The organism is Acinetobacter lanii (assembly GCF_011578285.1).
Classification (GTDB): Bacteria; Pseudomonadota; Gammaproteobacteria; order Pseudomonadales; family Moraxellaceae; genus Acinetobacter; species Acinetobacter lanii.
In genome coordinates this window covers 1,187,456-1,205,315 of record NZ_CP049916.1, presented here as the reverse complement: position 1 = coordinate 1,205,315, position 17,860 = coordinate 1,187,456, and the positions used below count along the sequence as shown (strand labels likewise).

At 38.1% G+C, this 17,860-nt stretch carries 16 protein-coding genes and 5 tRNA genes; 9 read left to right on the top strand and 12 right to left on the bottom strand.

What is annotated here, in order from left to right; translation table 11 throughout:
* Positions 1 to 60 precede the first annotated feature (60 nt).
* A complete protein-coding gene (locus tag G8D99_RS05595; RefSeq protein WP_166323392.1) occupies positions 61 to 303 on the bottom strand; it encodes a hypothetical protein in 243 nt (80 codons plus the stop codon).
* 448 nt (positions 304 to 751) lie between these two features.
* Here G8D99_RS05595 and G8D99_RS05590 point away from each other — a divergent pair, with 448 nt between their 5' ends.
* Positions 752 to 1,309: a GNAT family N-acetyltransferase gene (locus tag G8D99_RS05590; RefSeq protein ID WP_166323390.1), complete on the top strand. Its 558-nt coding sequence runs from the start codon at positions 752 to 754 to the stop codon at positions 1,307 to 1,309.
* A 62-nt stretch (positions 1,310 to 1,371) separates the two neighbouring features.
* Here the strand turns inward: G8D99_RS05590 and G8D99_RS05585 are convergent, their stop codons facing one another.
* Positions 1,372 to 2,865, bottom strand: coding sequence for a cytochrome P450 (locus tag G8D99_RS05585; RefSeq protein WP_454923392.1), 1,494 nt, complete (start codon positions 2,863 to 2,865; stop codon positions 1,372 to 1,374).
* 121 nt (positions 2,866 to 2,986) lie between these two features.
* Here G8D99_RS05585 and G8D99_RS05580 point away from each other — a divergent pair, with 121 nt between their 5' ends.
* The 6 genes from G8D99_RS05580 to G8D99_RS05555 all read left to right on the top strand — a co-directional run bounded on the left by G8D99_RS05580 (position 2,987) and on the right by G8D99_RS05555 (position 9,234).
* Complete coding sequence (locus G8D99_RS05580; RefSeq protein ID WP_166323388.1) at positions 2,987 to 4,051, top strand: AraC family transcriptional regulator; 1,065 nt, start codon at positions 2,987 to 2,989, stop codon at positions 4,049 to 4,051.
* Positions 4,052 to 4,443: 392 nt separating this feature from the next.
* Positions 4,444 to 5,316, top strand: a complete 873-nt coding sequence (locus tag G8D99_RS05575; protein WP_166323386.1) for a MetQ/NlpA family ABC transporter substrate-binding protein — start codon at positions 4,444 to 4,446, stop codon at positions 5,314 to 5,316.
* Positions 5,317 to 5,833: 517 nt separating this feature from the next.
* The gene (locus tag G8D99_RS05570) at positions 5,834 to 6,706 is read left to right on the top strand and encodes a MetQ/NlpA family ABC transporter substrate-binding protein (RefSeq protein WP_166323384.1); all 873 of its coding nucleotides are present in this window, start codon (positions 5,834 to 5,836) and stop codon (positions 6,704 to 6,706) included.
* 70 nt (positions 6,707 to 6,776) lie between these two features.
* Positions 6,777 to 7,802, top strand: coding sequence for a methionine ABC transporter ATP-binding protein (locus tag G8D99_RS05565; RefSeq protein WP_166323382.1), 1,026 nt, complete (start codon positions 6,777 to 6,779; stop codon positions 7,800 to 7,802).
* The gene (locus G8D99_RS05560; protein WP_166323380.1) at positions 7,799 to 8,494 is read left to right on the top strand and encodes a methionine ABC transporter permease; all 696 of its coding nucleotides are present in this window, start codon (positions 7,799 to 7,801) and stop codon (positions 8,492 to 8,494) included. The genes G8D99_RS05565 and G8D99_RS05560 overlap by 4 nt, the downstream gene beginning before the upstream one ends.
* Positions 8,495 to 8,565: 71 nt before the next feature.
* Positions 8,566 to 9,234: a hypothetical protein gene (locus tag G8D99_RS05555; protein ID WP_227554360.1), complete on the top strand. Its 669-nt coding sequence runs from the start codon at positions 8,566 to 8,568 to the stop codon at positions 9,232 to 9,234.
* Between the two features lie 27 nt (positions 9,235 to 9,261).
* Here G8D99_RS05555 and G8D99_RS05550 read toward each other — a convergent pair whose 3' ends face one another.
* Together G8D99_RS05550 and G8D99_RS05545 are read right to left on the bottom strand one after the other, a co-directional pair.
* Entirely contained in the window at positions 9,262 to 9,699 is a 438-nt protein-coding gene (locus G8D99_RS05550; protein ID WP_406741508.1) for a DUF4951 domain-containing protein, read from the bottom strand.
* A 9-nt stretch (positions 9,700 to 9,708) separates the two neighbouring features.
* Entirely contained in the window at positions 9,709 to 12,219 is a 2,511-nt protein-coding gene (locus tag G8D99_RS05545; RefSeq protein WP_166323378.1) for a TonB-dependent receptor plug domain-containing protein, read from the bottom strand.
* A gap of 212 nt (positions 12,220 to 12,431) precedes the next feature.
* On the opposite strand from G8D99_RS05545, the gene gloB reads away from it, so the two are divergent.
* Positions 12,432 to 13,163, top strand: a complete 732-nt coding sequence (gene gloB, locus G8D99_RS05540) for a hydroxyacylglutathione hydrolase (protein ID WP_166323376.1) — start codon at positions 12,432 to 12,434, stop codon at positions 13,161 to 13,163.
* Positions 13,164 to 13,212: 49 nt separating this feature from the next.
* Here the strand turns inward: gloB and G8D99_RS05535 are convergent, their stop codons facing one another.
* Positions 13,213 to 13,437 (bottom strand): hypothetical protein, encoded by a 225-nt coding sequence (locus tag G8D99_RS05535; RefSeq protein ID WP_171522586.1) that lies wholly within the window; start codon positions 13,435 to 13,437, stop codon positions 13,213 to 13,215.
* A 432-nt stretch (positions 13,438 to 13,869) separates the two neighbouring features.
* Between G8D99_RS05535 and G8D99_RS05530 the strand changes: the two genes are divergently transcribed.
* Entirely contained in the window at positions 13,870 to 14,073 is a 204-nt protein-coding gene (locus G8D99_RS05530; protein ID WP_166323372.1) for a hypothetical protein, read from the top strand.
* 570 nt (positions 14,074 to 14,643) lie between these two features.
* On the opposite strand, the gene G8D99_RS05525 is transcribed toward G8D99_RS05530, so the two are convergent.
* The 7 genes from G8D99_RS05525 to G8D99_RS05495 form a co-directional block, all read right to left on the bottom strand.
* A tRNA-Leu gene (locus G8D99_RS05525) sits at positions 14,644 to 14,728 on the bottom strand.
* A gap of 48 nt (positions 14,729 to 14,776) precedes the next feature.
* Positions 14,777 to 14,850: transfer RNA gene (locus G8D99_RS05520), tRNA-Trp, on the bottom strand.
* A 59-nt stretch (positions 14,851 to 14,909) separates the two neighbouring features.
* Positions 14,910 to 14,994: transfer RNA gene (locus G8D99_RS05515), tRNA-Leu, on the bottom strand.
* Between the two features lie 47 nt (positions 14,995 to 15,041).
* Positions 15,042 to 15,115 (bottom strand) — tRNA-Trp (locus G8D99_RS05510).
* Between the two features lie 39 nt (positions 15,116 to 15,154).
* Positions 15,155 to 15,239, bottom strand: a tRNA-Leu gene (locus tag G8D99_RS05505).
* Positions 15,240 to 15,344: 105 nt separating this feature from the next.
* On the bottom strand, positions 15,345 to 16,115 hold the full coding sequence (locus G8D99_RS05500) for a protein kinase domain-containing protein (RefSeq protein WP_227554393.1): 771 nt from the start codon (positions 16,113 to 16,115) through the stop codon (positions 15,345 to 15,347).
* 40 nt (positions 16,116 to 16,155) lie between these two features.
* The gene (locus G8D99_RS05495; protein ID WP_166323370.1) at positions 16,156 to 17,706 is read right to left on the bottom strand and encodes a DUF3336 domain-containing protein; all 1,551 of its coding nucleotides are present in this window, start codon (positions 17,704 to 17,706) and stop codon (positions 16,156 to 16,158) included.
* Positions 17,707 to 17,860 lie beyond the last annotated feature (154 nt).

Here is a 17,860-nt window from a genome sequence, read left to right as displayed (position 1 = left end):
ACCTCGCTAAATGCGGGGTTTTTTAATACCTTAAATACTCAAATAAATATTTTCGATACGTTAAAATTTATGTTCTAACGTAATAAAAACATGATCTTTACTTTCAGGATATTCACCAAATTTAAATTTAACTTCCCCAAAATCTTCTCTTTTTGACTCAGCACGAACAGAAGATACTGAATCAACCCAAAAAGTTTCAAACCCCTCATTTTTGCGTACAATATCTTCATCCTCACAAATAGCTAATACTGTTTGTTCTGGATCTAACTTCTTTAACTGCTCAATTAATTCTTTAACTTTCATTTGTTATACCGTGTTCTAAACCTATGATATTCAAAAATTATTTACTACATGCGACGACGCTTATATTTTTGTAATTATACATATACGAATCAAATAAAGAAAATATACTGTTTTATGCTACTTATTTAAACTCTTCTTCTGATCCCGTACCAATAGCAAGCCCCTCATACTGTCCCATTTCTCCAAATATTTGTAGACGATAATGCGATGCGATTGAAACACGAGGTTGGCGTTTAAACTGAAATGAAATCCACAGACGAATTTATTAATTTTATCGATTCAAATATACCTCTAAAATTCTAACTTCCAAATTACCCTCCCCTCTCAGGAAAGGGTCAGGGAGAGGTGTATCCCCGCTCATCCCCTTGCGGAATCACCGAAATCATCGTTCTTTTTTTAGTAAATATATCTATGATGCTTTAAAACATCTATCAACAATCCTTTCGACATGACTACCTATATCCAAACCCCTCGCCTAATCCTCCGCCAATGGCAAGACTCCGACACTGCCCCATTTATCCAAATGTGTGCAGATGATGACGTGATGCGTTACTTCTATAAAAAACTGAATACTGAGGAAGCCATAGCATTTATGAATCGCCTACGTGATGCCATTGAAACACGTGGCTGGGGATTATTTGCGGTTGAGCTCAAAGCTACAGGTGAATTTATAGGATTTATCGGTCTACATGTGCATCCGCCTGAATTCGATATGGCAGATGCACCTGAAATCGGTTGGCGCTTACTGCCACAGTACTGGCATCAAGGCTATGCCACCGAGGGTGCTAAAGCTGTTTTAAAATATGCGTTTAGAACTCTACGCTTAGAAAAAGTGATTTCATTTACTGCTACAGCCAACCTTCCCTCACAAAGGGTCATGCAACAAATTGACTTAGAAAAAGTCAGAGCGTTCGATCACCCTTTGATTCCAAAAGAGCATGAACTCTGTCCACATGTATTGTATGAAAAGTTTAGATCAGATTATCTCTCAATTCCTTTCTGTTAATCTGAGCCACATATTGAATGAGGCACTCTCCATGTGGCACCTTTAATCCTATATTCTGCAATTTATGAGGGTTGTACATGCGGATGGAGCTTGACCATCATTTTTGAGTAACCCCGTACAAAATTAGATTGTACCAACTCAGGCGGTTCTAATACTTCAATACGATCAAAACGCTTCAACAACTCTTCCCATAAAATGGTCAGTTGCATTTCGGCCAAGCGACTGCCCATACAACGATGAATCCCAAAACCAAAAGACAGATGCTTTTTCACATTATCACGGTCAATGATAAAGTCATCCGCACGCTCAAAAACGGATTCATCTCGGTTTGCAGAGGCATACCACATCACCACTTTATCGCCCTTACGAATATATTGACCATTTAGCATCACATCTTGCGTTGCCACACGGCGCATATAGGCTAAAGGTGTTTGCCAACGAATGATCTCACTGATCGCGTTAGGCAACAATAGCTGATCTTGCTTCAATTTTTCAAACTGTTGAGGATAAAGGTGCATGGCGTATACGCCTCCACTCATCGAGTTACGCGTCGTATCATTTCCCGCAACCATCAGCAGTGCTAAGTTTCCAATAAACTCTAATGGACGATGAATTAAATCTTGGGTCGCTTCACTTCGAATCAACATACTCATCAAATCAAAGGTCGGGGTTTCCCCTGCTTTAATTTTAGCTGCTTTATCATGCCAAAGTGCCGACATTGCCTTAACCATCTCTTTCAGCCCAGTAAAGGTTTCTTGTAGGGTCATTGCTCCTCCTGTAGTTCCTGGAGTCGAAGATGCAAGATCCGACCAATACACCAATTTTCTGCGCTGTTCATAAGGAAAATCCAGTAAAGTTGCAAGCATTCTCGAAGTCAGTTCAATCGACACCCGATCAACAAAATCAAAAGCTTGATTCACAGGTAAATGATCTAAGACATCTATGGTTCGGGTTCGAATCAGACTTTCCATTTCTTGCAGGTTTTTAGGGACAAAAACACCTTGTACCGCCTTACGTTGAACATCATGTTTAGGCGGATCCATCGCGATAAACATTTCGAGTTCTAAACCTTGCGGCGGCTCACCTAATAAAATGACTGGCTCTGAAGAAAACAACTGATGATGCTTATCGACAAACATCACATCCTCATAACGCGTCACTGACCAAAATGCACCAAAAGGACTGTTAGGCTGATAATGCACAGGCGCTTCTTTCCGAAGTCGTTGAAATACATCTTTCCACAATCCATTTCGATACAAAAACGGATTGCTTAAATCAATCTGCTGTAAATCACAATGTTTAGGATCTGGAAGCTGTTCATCTATAAAGGCTTTAAAATCACGGCTCTCAAAATATCGGTCTTTAAGACTATGATAAACATGCGCCACTGTAATGTGATTTTCCAAAGGAATATAACGGGTCGTAAAATTGACCAGATTTACACGGGCAGTTTTTATTTTTTTAACCACACTGTTCATTTTATTGATTCCTTGCTTATGCGTATTGTTTTCAGGTGAGTTGTTCTTTTCATTGATCACATCCTTTGCTCTGTACACTGTATGCCTGATTAGATGATTCGTGCAGGTCATTTTTTGACAACAACAAGTCATTTTTTGACATTTTCAATTTTAAAAAATTCAGTTAAAACTGAAAAAATAAACAAATGAATACACCGTTATGCTTGAGCCTTATGTAGATCATGTCCCTCCAAATCAGACGAATTCCCTGTCTGATCCTGCGATTCCTGCAAGCTATATTAGAATAATGGCACAGGAACTTGGCTTATCTCTCAAAGAGCTTCCTCAACTGTTTCAATTTACCGGCTTGAATATCGAAGTCTTACAACAAGAAGATCAACGAATCTCGACTCAGGACTTTTTAACGATTTTTAATCACGCTTTGCATCTAAATCATCGTGAAGATTTTGGTTTGAGACTGGGTGCACGTTTAAAACCTACGACACATGGATCAATGGGATTCCTACTCCATAGCTCTCCCAACCTCATGACTGCACTCGAAGCGATACAGCACTTCTTACCGACTCGGATGAATTTCGCCCATGTAGAACTACAAAAAACCCATGAATTTATTCACTGCTCCATCGTCTTTAATATCGATTTATCGCAAGAGATGCGTCGCGTACTGCTTGAGGCATGTATGGTGGTATTCTGCGAATGTGCAGAATTTATGATTGGTCAGACATTAAACCCAGCCAAAATCAATTTTAATTTTCCTGAACCACGCTATTCCGCGTTATATGCAGATTACTTTGATGCTGAATATTCATTCGACCATAAGATTGCAGGTATTCAGATCCCACTGCAACTGTGTGACATCCCCAATAGTGCGGCCAATCCTGAAATTTACCTGATTGCCAAACAGCAGTGCGAATATTTGTTAAACCAAATACAGCTTCCTGAAGCCAGCTTCCAATCTAAGGTACAAAGAATTCTGATTTCTAATCTGCACCATTTCATCAGTGAAGAACAAGTTGCACAGTCATTATTTGTTAGTAAAAGAACGCTAGCACGTTATCTTGAGCAAGAAGGCACAGATTTTAGACAGATCAGGGAGTCGGTGTTAAGTCAACAAAGCCTCTATTACTTAAAGCACACTGAACTTTCGATTGAAGTTATTGCGAGCTTACTCAATTATTATGATGCTTCCAATTTCCGCCGTGCTTTTAAACGATGGTTTAGCCTTACACCGAGTCAATATCGAACACAGCACTCAAAACCTTAGATAAATTTTGATGCTCTCCTTTGCGCCCTGCATTCTATTTTGAATTGCTCTATATCTTTTTTACGACTACTCATAGCTAAAAATTTTATAAGGTTCTATAGAGGACACAAAAAACTCTAATAAACGCTCTAGTAAAAATAAATGATTGAAAGTTATAACAATGAAATATTATTAAGTTAAATTCTTTATCACATTTTTTACTAAGAGATATCTTTTAGTTCAATGTATTGAATAAAAAAATCTTGCTATGATGGATGCATATTGTTATCCATCGAGATAACTAAAAAATATAGAGATCAATTAAATTGAGCCATTGGTTAAGTTTTAAAATTTCAATGACTCAAGACACATTAGATGTAATTTGAAAAATTTCATTTTACTAAGGACATATCATGAAGAAAATCTTTGGTTTGATTTTAGGTTTAACAGTCGGGATCACGGGTTGTTCAAAACAAGAAGCACCAACAACTGCTGAAACGGATACAAAAACTGAAGCGGTAAAAACCATTAAGGTTGCTTCAACCGGTTCAGATACCGATGTTTGGAACTACATTGCAAGCTTGCCTGAAACCAAGCAAGCAGGCATTAAGCTTGAAGTTAAAAATTTGACTGACTATGTTGTGTTAAATACTTCTGTGGCAAGTGGTGAAATGGATGTGAATGCATTCCAATCTTTTAACTATCTTGCTGCATACAACGCTTCAAACCCAGATGCACAGGTCTATCCTTTGGCGACCACTTACCTTGAACCAATGGGAATCTATACCAACAACATCAAAACTGTTGATGCATTTCCACAAGGTGCAACCATTGCAATTCCAAATGATACGGCAAATGAAGCACGTGCCCTGTCATTATTACAGTCTGCTGGTCTAATCAAATTAAAACCTGATTTTGACCGTGCCAAAGGCACAGTAAATGATGTGCTTGAAAACCCGAAAGCTTTGAAACTTAAACCGATTCAAATGACCACAGCTGTTCGTGTTAAAAACGATGTCGATGCGATTGTCTTAGGGAATACATTAGCGCTTGAAGGTGGCTTAAACGTACTGAAAGATTCAGTCTTCCGTGAGCCGATTGACCAAACTACGCAGTTATATGTGAATTTATTGGGTGTATCTAAAGCCAATAAAGATGATCCAACCTATGCAAAATTAGGTGAGCTTTATCACTTACCTCAAGTGCAAAAATTTGTGACTGAGAAATTTGCCGGCACTAAAGTTCAAGTGAACAAACCTGTAAGTGAATTTGCCAATTTGAAATAAGCTAAAACTTCATTTCAAATGCTTATAAAAGCCCGCCATGTGTGGGCTTTTTTATTGGCAAATTGCTTTAAATAATGTTGTTTCTTCAATCTTTATTCATTTTAGATATTTTAATCACGTAAAATATTCTAAAGCCTTGTTTTTAAAAACAATTCCTTAGAAAAGATTTAAGTTTTAATTAATCCTCTGTAATTCTAACAAAAATTCAAAAAATGTGATTTTACTTATGCATTGAACCAAATTTTTAAGCTGAGCTTCTCCACTATATCGGATAATGAAACGTTGTTAATATATCTGCAAATTTTAGCACTATATTTAAATTGGAATACTTTGAACTTTAGTATGATCAATGCTTTAATTTCAAATGTAGAGAATGGGCTGACGCAGTTTTATGGCTATTTTTGCTTCACTTTATGCTTTATTCTAAGGGAGTGTGTAGATTCAAATTCACATCAATAGCACCTTAAAATAAATCCAAAACATCGTGTGAATTTCAATTATGGGGAAAGAAAAAAGCATGAAAAAAATTCTTGGTCTAGTATTAGGCTTTGCCATAGGACTCACAGGCTGTTCTGAACCCAACCCATCAACTGCTGATAAAGCCGCAATAAAAGATTCAACTGAACTTCAAACCGTGACCATGGCATCAACAGGTTCAGATGCAGAGATCTGGCGCTATATTGCAAGTCTGCCTGAGACCAAGCAAGCAGGCATTAAGCTTGATGTCAAAAACTTCACTGACTATGTGTCTATGAATAGTGCGGTTGCCAATCAAGAAATCGATATCAATGCATTTCAATCCTATTCATACCTTGTAGCATTCAATGAAAGCAACAAAGCCAAAATAGCGCCGATCTCGACCACCTACTTAGAGCCAATGGGGATTTACTCAACGAAAGTTAAAAAAGTAGAAGACTTTGCTGAAGGTGCAACCATTGCCATTCCCAATGATGCGGCCAATGAAGCACGGGCATTGTTACTCTTACAATCTGCAGGTGTGCTGAAACTTAAAGTCGATTTTAATCCTGCCACAGGTACACCCAATGACATGACTGAAAATGAAAAAAATGTGGTGATCAAGCCCATTCAAATGGCAACTGCAGTTCGTATCATCGATGAAGTGGATGCCATCGTCTTAGGTAATACCCTTGCACTTGAAGGGGGGCTAAACGTACTCAAAGATTCTATTTTTTATGAACCGATTGACCAAAGCACACGCTTAAACGTCAATGTGCTTGCGGTTGCTCAATCACGTAAAGACGATGCTGTACTGAAAAAAGTCGGTAAGCTATATCATTCTGACGCTGTCGCAAAATACGTTCTGGAACACTTTGGGGGCACCAAAGTCGACGTGAACAAACCAATTCACTATCTTACTGATGCGAAATAGTAATATACTTCATGCAAATAACAGGCAAACAATCTTTGCCTGTTTTCTTTTCTAAGTAGTTCTTGACGATATGATTGAATTTAAAAATATTTCAAAACACTATCAGCTGAAAGGTCAAACCTTACGTGCTTTGGATCAGATTAATTTAACGATTCCTGAAGGCAGTATCTTTGGCATTATTGGCTATAGTGGTGCAGGTAAAAGTACCCTGATCCGTCTGATTAATTTATTGGAAAGACCCAATGAAGGTCAGGTCATAATGAATGGGACAGATTTTACTGCACTTGATGCACGTTCTCTTCGTCAAGAGCGTGCCAATATTGGCATGATCTTCCAGCACTTCAACCTTTTGCAGACCAAAACTGTCGCTGCAAATATTGAAATGCCGATGAAGCTGCTCGGTTGGAGCAAAGCTGAGCGTGAAAAACGCTTAAATGAGTTGCTTGAATTCATCGACCTCAAGCATAAAAAAGATGCTTTCCCAGATGAACTTTCGGGCGGTCAAAAGCAACGTGTCGGTATTGCCCGTGCATTGGCAAATCATCCTAAGGTTCTGCTCTGCGATGAAGCCACGTCTGCGCTTGACCCTCAAACCACGCAATCTGTGTTGGCTTTATTGAAAAAGATCAATAAAGAGCAAGGCATCACCATTGTCATGGTCACTCATGAAATGGATGTGATTGAAACCGTTTGTGACTATGTTGCGGTGATGGAACAAGGCAAAGTGATTGAAACAGGTTCGACTTTAGAAATTTTCAGTCAACCACAACATTCAACCACCAAGACCTTTATTCAAACGGTTCTGCAACAACAGCTTCCGATCAATATTTTAAAAAATTTGGAAAATCAAAATCACAACAGTATTTATTGTTTAAAATTCTTGGGCAGTTCAGCACAAGAAACAGTGATTCAAGCCGTGATTAAACAATTTGATATTAGTTTAAATATTTTGTTTGCCAATATGACTGAAATCAATGGTAGTGTCATTGGACAAATGTTTATTCAATTGTTAGGCGACTCTGCTGAAATTGCACAAGCAGTTGCATTCTTGAAACAACAAGGTGTTGAAGTTGAACAATCAGGAGTACAAGCATGAGAGAACTGATCGTTCAATGGTTAACTGAGTTGACTGCACCGTTTTGGAAGAGTTCTTTATCCATAGATCAATTCATTACAGCCTTACAAGAAACCTTTCATATGGTGTTCTTTTCAATGTTGTTTGGTTGTATCTGGGGCTTTATTCAAGCGATCATTCTATTGGTGACCCGCCCTGAAGGGATTTTACCGAATAAAGCCATTTACTACGGACTAAACCCGATTGTGAATGCCTTACGTTCACTCCCCTTCATCATTCTCCTTATTGCAGTGATTCCGCTGACTAAAGTCCTTGTCGGTACCTCTATCGGTACTTGGGCTGCAATTGTGCCTTTAACGATTTACGTCGGTCCTTATATCGGTCGCTTGATTGAAACCTCACTGCTTGAAGTCAATGAAGGTATTGTTGAATCTGCGCAAGCCATGGGTGCATCGCCATTACAAATCATTTTCAAGTTTATTTTGCCTGAAGCACGTAGCTCATTGATCTTAAACTTAACTACAGCCACCATCAGTCTGATTGGTGCGACTGCAATGGCAGGTGCTGTAGGTGCAGGCGGGATTGGTGACCTAGCGATTTCTTATGGTTACCAACGCTTTGATACCAGCGTGGTGATTCTTACTGTTGTGGTGCTCTTGATCTTGGTGCAAATCGTACAAATGGTGGGTGAACGTTTAGCGAAAATGCGTTAATCAATTGTACAGTGATTCAATTAGACCCTCATTCATGAGGGTTTAATTTTTTATGATTTAGAATTATGCTAATGCTCTTTCCATATAACTATAAAATTTTAGCCATGACAAAAATGATAATAAATAAATGCCTTTATACGGTAGCAACACTATCTATTTTCACTGCATCATATCTGTATGCAGCAATCCCCTTTGATTATGTCAACTCGGTTAAAGTGAATGGTGTTGAACTCAACCAAGCATTGTCTGCTCAAAAAGTTGAATCACTATTAAATAACAAAGTTCAAAAGGTCAAAAAAGAATTCTCCGAATGCAGTGGCAATTACGAATTTTCAACGCAAACAAGCGATCAAAAAACCTTGAAATTTGAGATATTTTCTGAGGACAATCCAAGTATTCAATCTGATCAGTTTTATAAAAATAAAAGCAATTTCCAACAACTTGGGACAACCAAAGGCAATGTTTGGCTCACTTTAAATCATTTTAATCATTCGAAAGATGAAATTTGGGTGGGAAAAAAGAAAGTCGATGCTAGCTATAGTGTTGCTCGTTTTAAGCAAGACTTTCCAAACAGTGCAAAAAATAAAATAAATGCTGTTTTATTATTGAATCAAAAAGAAAATCAAATCTATTTAAACAAGCCGGATGAGTTTGAACTGGGTTATACAGCAGCAATTCAATTTCATTTCAAAAATGGCAAACTTACTAAGCTTGAAATCAATCAAGCAATAGCATGTTAATAAAATCAACATGCTATTTTGATAAAATTATTGCACCCAAAGGTCTGCAATTTTTTTCATTAACTGTGCACGATATGGTGCTGTTGGATTACATGGATTACGTTTTACTTCGTTTTCGTAAAATGCCTGCCACTCTTCCACCATTTCCAAAGTCACACCCTTTTCTTTAAAAGTTGGGAGATCTGCTTTAGATACACTTTCTAACCGTGATTGAGCACCTTCAGGGCCTGTCGCCCATCCAATAATCCCTTGTCCAAAATCAGGTAAGCTCATATTGTTTGGAGTTTCTGGAATCTGATTACGCTGAATATCTGGGTTCACTCTACATGTTCTTACAGGTTGTCCGAGTGCAACATCAGCTTTCGGCAAAGCCGTTTTTGACAATGTACATCCTGTAAGGGAGGAGAGAATTAAAATTGTAGAAATACTGCAGAATACTATTTTCATCATGACATCACTTTTCATCAACATTCATTAAAACTTAAAACTTATATCTGCAATAAACTGCCGACCCATTTCAGACACCTTACGACCCTCACTATTGAGATAATAATGATGTGCATCTAGGAGATTATTCACTGTTAGGCCCAAAATGGTCGAAGTCTTTTTACCTGTATTCAATGCATAATTCGCACGGATATCCCAAGTAAAGGCATCTTTTACACGCGTAGGAAGATAATCCTTTGTAATGAACTCATCCTTATATTGGATAATATTTTGACCTTTTAACGTATTTAGGGTCATAGCGTCATAGCTTGAACGATATCGAAAAAGATGATTAATGGTGAGAGGAATGTGTTTAAACTGAGTATCTAACATCAATCTTGCTGACCACGGACGAGCAAAATTATCTGCAGGTCGATCTACATTTTCAATAATTTTACCGTTATAACGTATGTAAACATCTTCATTATTAAAGAGTGAATCATTGTAATCATTAAAATTACGTTTGATATCCGTATAGTCAGCAGCAAGACTGATTCGGTTTTCAGAGCCCCAAAGTGAAAAGGGTTGGATACTGCCTATTTCAAAAGTATACGTATCTGCCTGACTTTGACCCTGATTGGTGTAGGTATATTCTGTCCCTTCAACTCGATTCTTTCGAATCTGATTTTTATTATCTCGATGCACATATTTAACCTGAGTTCTCACATTACCCAAATCTGAACTTAAAGCCCATACAGTCTCATCCGCATAAGGCGTGTCTAATGCAGAACGACCCACATTTGTACCCGTGACATTTTTATAGAAAATCCAATCATCGTTAATGCTATTTCGTCTTTCCTCTATGGTTAATGCATTTACACCATCTTCTAACTGATATGAAAATGAATTGTTGCCATAGTAACGATTCCATCCCCCTGTCAATACCAAGGAGGCATTGCCAAAAGGTAGAATTTGTAAGTTGGTACGTGGAGCAACATTATGCTTTTTAGCAATACTGTCATAGTCATAGCGTACGCCTAAACGCATTTTCAGATAATTTTGCCAATGGATTTGGTCCTCAAAGAATGCATGAACATTGTCTTGTACAACTTCATTTTCACCCGCTTGATAATGATAGCGTTTCGCTAAATATTGCCCTTGGATACCATCTTTGTCATAGCTTAAATCACAATACTTGTCGATCTGACCGTCATTCGTTGTGCAACTGCTGATTCCCAATCCCATATTTTTTATGGGTGGATAGTACATAAAAGCACTTTCAGGACGTTCCCAATTCGCTTCCTGATGCTGATAACCTGCACCGAATTTTAAAAGATGATTGGTTTTTAAAAACGCTAAGGGTTCAAGTTCTGCTTTGATCGTGTATTCAACATTATTTTCTGTCGATGCTAAATCTCCATATCCGCCTTGGGTACTAGTAGAGCCTGTCCCCCAAGGTTTATCCGCAGAATGGTTCCACAAAATAGCCTCATTGCTTGCAGAGTCTTTCAGCATTTGTTTGCGTTGTAGAACGATATTTTGCTGAAGCTTGAAATGATCAAAGTCACTCATGAATGCTGCATCTAAAGCAAAATTATTTTTTTTAGATTCATATGAACCGCTTTGAATATTATTAATTTTCTTTGAAGCAGTTTCATTCTGCAGGTATAAGCCAACATTTAATTTATTTTTATCATTGAAGTCATAATAAATATTGGCATTAAGATGATCAATTTGTCTTTGTTGATTGGATTCCGGTTGATTCGCAAGATTAGCCGTTAATCCAATATCAGACCAACGACGGGAAGCTGAAACACTTATACCCAAATCATCTCGAGCTTTTCCATAAACTGTGGCACTGATACCTTGTTTAACAAAATCTTTTTGATATGTGGCATCCGTATTTTTCTCAAAATCATCAAACTCTTCATCATCGATAAAATGAATATTTGACCAATCGCTGTTGGTATAGTCATAGCTCACAGATCCATGAACTTCGCCCGTTTTGGTTTTTGGTGAACAGGTCTTGGCTTTTACAACGCCTCCCATAAATTCGCCATATTCCGCAGAAATATTGCTGTCCAAAACTTCAAGTTCGCACAGCAGATCGGTATTCATCGTCGCCGAAAGACCTCCTCCTGCTAAGCTGGTTGCTCCTGCATCCCCAGATGAAACCGGATTCAAATGATTACCAATATCTAGATTATTGACCAAGAATTTATTGTCATAAAATAAAGCCCCATTGATACTGATTTCTTGAGCGGTCAACTCCCCTTGTGTGCCGCCAGACAATGCTGTATTTGAGAACTGTACATTTGGATTGACTTTCAAAAAATCAGTGATGGTTTTTTGCGTATTGGGCGTACGTTCTAAATCCTCCTTAGAATATGTGTGTTGCCCCACCTCTTTTTTGACTTGTTCTGCTGTGATGGTAATTGTATTCAGTTCTGCCGATACTGCTCCTACTAGCGCATCCTTTTCAGAAAGAGAATTGGCGTATAACTCAGGTGTAAAGACCACCAAAACTGCACAACTAAAATGAGGAAGATAAGCAAACATAGCAGAGAGATACTATAAATAAGAATCGCTATTATTTACATTTATGAAATAATTGCAATGATAATCATTCTCACTTGATTGTTTTTATATCATATCTTTCTAATAGCAAAACTTAAAATACACATAATTTACTGATTTATAAAATTAATTTTTAATTAGATCTTTCGAAAATAGTTGATTAAACTAATCGATATGGATAAGGAAATAATTGAATGAAATTTAAAATTCATGTCATCAATGTAAAAAATGCATTGCAAAATTACATTTGGGTCTTAGAAGACACCGATACCCAAGAGGTCATTGTTGTAGATCCCACTGAAGCCGTGCTTGTTGAAAATTTCTGTGCCCAGCACCATTTTAATCTTAAGCAAATTTGGTTAACCCATTGGCATAAAGATCATATTGGCGGCGTGCCAGATTTAATTGCCAATCGCCCCATTCCGGTTTACGGGCCACGTGAAGAGCTATCAAAGATTCCTTTCATCAGCCGTCCACTGCAAAATGATGAAAGCTTTGAGTTTAATGGCTTAAAAGTTGATATTTTCTCGGTTCCCGGTCATACCCTCGGTCATATTGTGTATTTCATCGATGCAATTGATACGCTATTTTGTGGCGATACACTATTTGCGATGGGCTGTGGGCGATTATTCGAAGGCACAGCTGAACAGATGTATCAATCCCTGAATCGTTTAGCTGCCCTACCACCGCGTACACAAGTCTATTGCACACATGAATACACCCAGTCCAATGGACAGTTTGCACTCACGATTGAACCAGAAAATAAAGCTTTGCAATCACGGATGCAGAACGTCAATCAACTGCGCGCTAATCATCAAATCACGCTACCCTCAACGATTGAACTAGAACTTGCAACCAATCCATTTTTACGGGTGGATAGCGCAGCAGAATTTAAACGCATCCGTGAGTTGAAAGATCAATTTTAATTGATCTTTTTTTTGGCGCTCCAATTGAGAATCAAGCCGAAAAATAGTCTTAAAGGATTTGATGGGTTTGACTGTACTCATCCAATTCTTGCTGAGTTACTACACGCACGAGATCCATTTCATCGACACGAACCAATAGCAAACCCGATAACGCGGGTTGATAACGACGCGCACTGCCAAAAGGTGTATACGACACTTTAGATTGCTCAGTGAAGATCAACCAGTTCTCATGCCCGAGCATCACCGCTACGGCAGTTTGATTGAGCTTTTTCATCTGCTCAACGGTATGAGCAACATCGTCTTCAATGGTCAGGCAATTAGACATGGTCTTAAGGCTTTTAAAAAAGCTGTTTATAGCGGATTGAAGCATTTGAGTCAAAAAAATCGATACATCCATGAATATTTTTGAATTAGATTCTCCGATCTCTCCATTTACTTTATATATTAAGTAATTGTTGAAATTAAATCTTACAACTATTGAAAAATACAATCTTTAGCCAAAAACCAGATATATCAAAATTATTGTTAATATTCAACAAATTAACAAAGGATTAACATTTATTTTGAAACATATTGAATATTACAGAATTTATTTTTGAATATAAAATAGACAAACAAGATTGATTTTGCATTTATCTTGCAATTTACCCTTTAAAAGCAATTTGTTTATCCCTATTTAATTACTATCACTAAATGGAGTTGAATCGTGAAAAAGGTCGTTAAAGCAAAGAATTTAATCGCATTTCGTATTTGGTTAGAAAAGTTGGGCTATTCAGTGAGAAGTTTGACTGACAATGGGGGCTTTACTTTCAGTTTTAAGAAAGAATACGGCCTAGTGACCAATGAGTTGGCAGGTAATAATTTGGCAATGCAATTGGGTGAAGAGTTTGAGGATCATTTAAAAGCATAACTCTTGCTAAAGCGCAGTTTCTATTTTGAATGATTTTTAATTTATGCTGGCTTAACATAGTTTCAAAGAATGATTATGAATGCGGAGTTTATCCAGTATTGCATTTTCATGATCAGCATCATGATGCTTCTAAAGTTAAGTAGAATTTAAACAATGATTAATTGAGCCGTATTCTGAATTTCAGATCGGGTGACAGTGCATTAGGCTATATCTAGGAAACAGGATAAATAGTGTTTTAAGGCACACACATGATTCAGTACATTTAAACTGAGCATGACGAATTTAATTTTTGAAATATTTAGAACACGATGCCCAAAGGATTTGGGCTTTTTTATGCCTTTTTATTGAGTCCTTCAAATATCAAAACAATCCCCCCTGTCTTTCTTTGCAGCAGTGCTAATCAGCTAATAAACAGAATGTGCAATTTCTTTCTATTTTTTTTATTAGAATAAAAATGAAAAACATATTCAGGCAATTAAATTGCGATGTATTTTCCAAAATATCAGCACAGCTATACTTTTATAAAATTTAGGCAATAAAAAAGCAAGGTATCAAACCTTGCTTAAATAATGGTGGGGACGGAGAGACTCGAACTCTCACACCTTGCGGCGCTGGAACCTAAATCCAGTGCGTCTACCAATTTCGCCACGTCCCCTTTGAATACTCACCAGCAATAAAACATTGCATGGAGTTTCATAAAACTTGGCAGAGGATCAAGGACTCGAACCTTGACGAACGGTTTTGGAGACCGTCATGCTACCATTACACCAATCCTCTATTTTTTCTATTGTCTAAGTTTGACAATAAAAAAGCAAGGAATCAACCTTGCTTAAATATGGTGGGGACGGAGAGACTCGAACTCTCACACCTTGCGGCGCTGGAACCTAAATCCAGTGCGTCTACCAATTTCGCCACGTCCCCTTTGAATACTCACCTACAATGATAATTGCATGGAGTTTCATAAAACTTGGCAGAGGATCAAGGACTCGAACCTTGACGAACGGTTTTGGAGACCGTCATGCTACCATTACACCAATCCTCTATTTCACTTACTTCGGTCGTTCCACCTAAGTAAATTACTTGGTGGGGACGGAGAGACTCGAACTCTCACACCTTGCGGCGCTGGAACCTAAATCCAGTGCGTCTACCAATTTCGCCACGTCCCCGATGGCTGTGTATATTATAGAGATCACTCCGCCCTGACAAGCACTTTTTATTAAAAAAACATGCGTTTGATTAAATATAAAACAACCCACTCTATTTATGCTTTTTTAATATACATTATTGTTTAATCTCTGTTTTATTTGATAAAAATTCGTACAACGTTGGGCTTTGTTTTTCGTCAACATGAGTCCTAAAACTGTTTCAAAATCTTTAAACCGCATGGGTAATTCAATTTCTAAACTTTGGCAATGCCATTTCGCCCAATCCAAATAGCTTTTTTGTTGAAATCTTTGTTGGTTTAACCATTCCAACCAAATAATTCCTAAAGCATAAACATCACTTGAAAATGATTTGGCCTGTCCATGAAACAGTTCAGGGGCCATATAATGCGGTGTTGCCGTATGGCTCTGGGAATCATCTTGCTGATTAGAAAGTGTCATTAGGTCATTGATATGAAAACTCTGCTCAAAATCAATCAAAACAGCCTGTGATTGATACTGTCTAAAATGCGTGGGTTTGAGATCGCCATGTACAAAACCTAAATCATGCAACTGCTCAAGTACTTCGATGCTCTGTAACAGCACATGTCGTACCTGATCACGTTCTAGGGTGTGTGGATTTTGCTGAAATAAGGGACTCAAATGTTCTACACACAACATTGAATCAATGATTCCGTCATTTTCAATAGGCTCTAAATACCCTAATTTTTTTTGAGCCGTCTGATTTAAGCTCAGAATTTGAAAGGGTGCAGTGATATTGGGCTGTTGAGCTAATAGTCTTTGATAAACATTCAATTCATTGTGAAAAGATTGTTCATGGACATGACTTAAACCTAAATATTGAAATTTCAGCCAATAATATTGATCGTCAAATTGCACTTGATGCAACCGACGACCAAAACTTTGGCTGTGCCTGCCATTAACCGCTGGCTTGAGCCGAGATAGAACTGTCGTGAGGTGTTTGGGAAGTATGAGATTCAACGGCGTCACATTTAATAGAATTTGATTTCAATTGCGTAAGGCAATGCTCAATGGTTTTACCAATTCGTGCATGCGCTTCAATACTGGATAGTTTAGCCCAAGTTGCCCGCTCGCCTTCTCGTTGTAAAATTTTAAATAAATGCGGACGTGGGTTTTGTAACATATATTGATAATGACGCAGGCTATAATTGCCCACGATATTTAAATCACCATAATAACGCTGATCAATAATCCCATAGCCATGATCTAACAGTCGGCGCACTGTCGGTACACGCCCCACCCGATCTCGGGTAAAGTTCATCACATCCATGGCAATGGTTTTGCCATGTTTACGTACAATCCGCTGAGGCCAACTGAGTAAATCGGTCCGGAAGCGTTCTGCATCACTTTGCATAAACGGTACGATATGCGGATTCACCTGACTGGCAATGGTGTAATTAATATTATACAGACGTGCCATTTTCTCTTGTGGAAAATCACTGCGTACACTGCCATCCACCCAACGGATACTGGCCAAATACGGCGTATGTACCCCATCATAACGTTTACTGGTTAAACGTACCGGCGGAAACAAAATCGGCACTGCACAAGACGCCAACACCGCACTCCACACCAACAAATCCGGCGCGGTATATTTATTCATAATCCGTGCATCTTCTTGCGTGACATCATAGGGTGCAACACTGATATTGATGTCTAAACCTGATTTTTCATAGGCTTCTTTAAAGGTGTAATCGCCTAAATTTTCAATCAAGAATTTTTTTAAATAACGAACATCCGCAACCCCACCATTGCCCTGCACTAACTCTTTAAAACTGCGGAAGTGAAAGGCTTCACTATAAAAACTTTCACCGGTCAGCAATTGGGTAATTTCTTCGGCATTGGATACGCCCAGCATCGCAGTCATCATGGCGCCGGCACTTGAACCTGAGAGTACTTTGGGCATGAGATCTTGTTCAATCAGAGTTTTACAGACCCCACTATGAAACAAGCCTAAAGATGCGCCACCGGAAAACATCATCGCTGGTTGTCCATAGGACAATTGGCAGTTTTCAAAAAACTCTAATTTTTGCTGTAAGCTAAGGGAGTCACAGTCTTGTGAAGCAATAAAGATTAAACTTTTACTGACTTCCTCAATGTAATCTTCAATCAGTTTTTTGGTGCCAATATAGGTATGCGCAAACAGCATCGGATGACCAATATTGGCAATATCGTGACTTAACCCTTCTCTCAGAATATAAATCAAATCCACGACACGTTTATTCAGTTGGTATTTACGCAATAGATTCAAACGATGTGAAATGATTTCTGCATCAAAATACGGTGAACTGTTGTCGTATTTCCATTCTTGTGCGCCACTTTCATCATCCAATTTTAGCGCAATGGTTTTCCATTCCTCATAGCTTTCCGCTTTGTCTAACTGACGTTTTAATTTTTTAATGCGATAGGCTTGGTGTGGATTCAGATCATGCATCGGTTTAAACATCATTGCGCTTTTCCTGAGATTTCAATCCTTGAGATCTATTGTTGTATTGAGCATATTTTATACAGTGACTATGATCAAAAAGTTAAAATTAATCAATCTGCAATGCGATCTTTTTTATTGACCAAAAGTTTCATTCTTTAGGGTTCAAATAACATGA

Excerpts from the sequence above, each read along its gene's own strand:
- G8D99_RS05595 (WP_166323392.1), bottom strand. The coding sequence starts at position 303 with ATGAAAGTTAAAGAATTAATTGAGCAGTTAAAGAAGTTAGATCCAGAA.
- G8D99_RS05590 (WP_166323390.1), top strand. The coding sequence starts at position 752 with ATGACTACCTATATCCAAACCCCTCGCCTAATCCTCCGCCAATGGCAA.
- G8D99_RS05580 (WP_166323388.1), top strand. The coding sequence starts at position 2,987 with ATGCTTGAGCCTTATGTAGATCATGTCCCTCCAAATCAGACGAATTCC.
- G8D99_RS05575 (WP_166323386.1), top strand. The coding sequence starts at position 4,444 with ATGAAGAAAATCTTTGGTTTGATTTTAGGTTTAACAGTCGGGATCACG.
- G8D99_RS05570 (WP_166323384.1), top strand. The coding sequence starts at position 5,834 with ATGAAAAAAATTCTTGGTCTAGTATTAGGCTTTGCCATAGGACTCACA.
- G8D99_RS05565 (WP_166323382.1), top strand. The coding sequence starts at position 6,777 with ATGATTGAATTTAAAAATATTTCAAAACACTATCAGCTGAAAGGTCAA.
- G8D99_RS05560 (WP_166323380.1), top strand. The coding sequence starts at position 7,799 with ATGAGAGAACTGATCGTTCAATGGTTAACTGAGTTGACTGCACCGTTT.
- G8D99_RS05555 (WP_227554360.1), top strand. The coding sequence starts at position 8,566 with ATGCTCTTTCCATATAACTATAAAATTTTAGCCATGACAAAAATGATA.
- G8D99_RS05550 (WP_406741508.1), bottom strand. The coding sequence starts at position 9,699 with ATGAAAAGTGATGTCATGATGAAAATAGTATTCTGCAGTATTTCTACA.
- G8D99_RS05545 (WP_166323378.1), bottom strand. The coding sequence starts at position 12,219 with ATGTTTGCTTATCTTCCTCATTTTAGTTGTGCAGTTTTGGTGGTCTTT.
- gloB (WP_166323376.1), top strand. The coding sequence starts at position 12,432 with ATGAAATTTAAAATTCATGTCATCAATGTAAAAAATGCATTGCAAAAT.
- G8D99_RS05535 (WP_171522586.1), bottom strand. The coding sequence starts at position 13,437 with ATGAAAAAGCTCAATCAAACTGCCGTAGCGGTGATGCTCGGGCATGAG.
- G8D99_RS05495 (WP_166323370.1), bottom strand. The coding sequence starts at position 17,706 with ATGATGTTTAAACCGATGCATGATCTGAATCCACACCAAGCCTATCGC.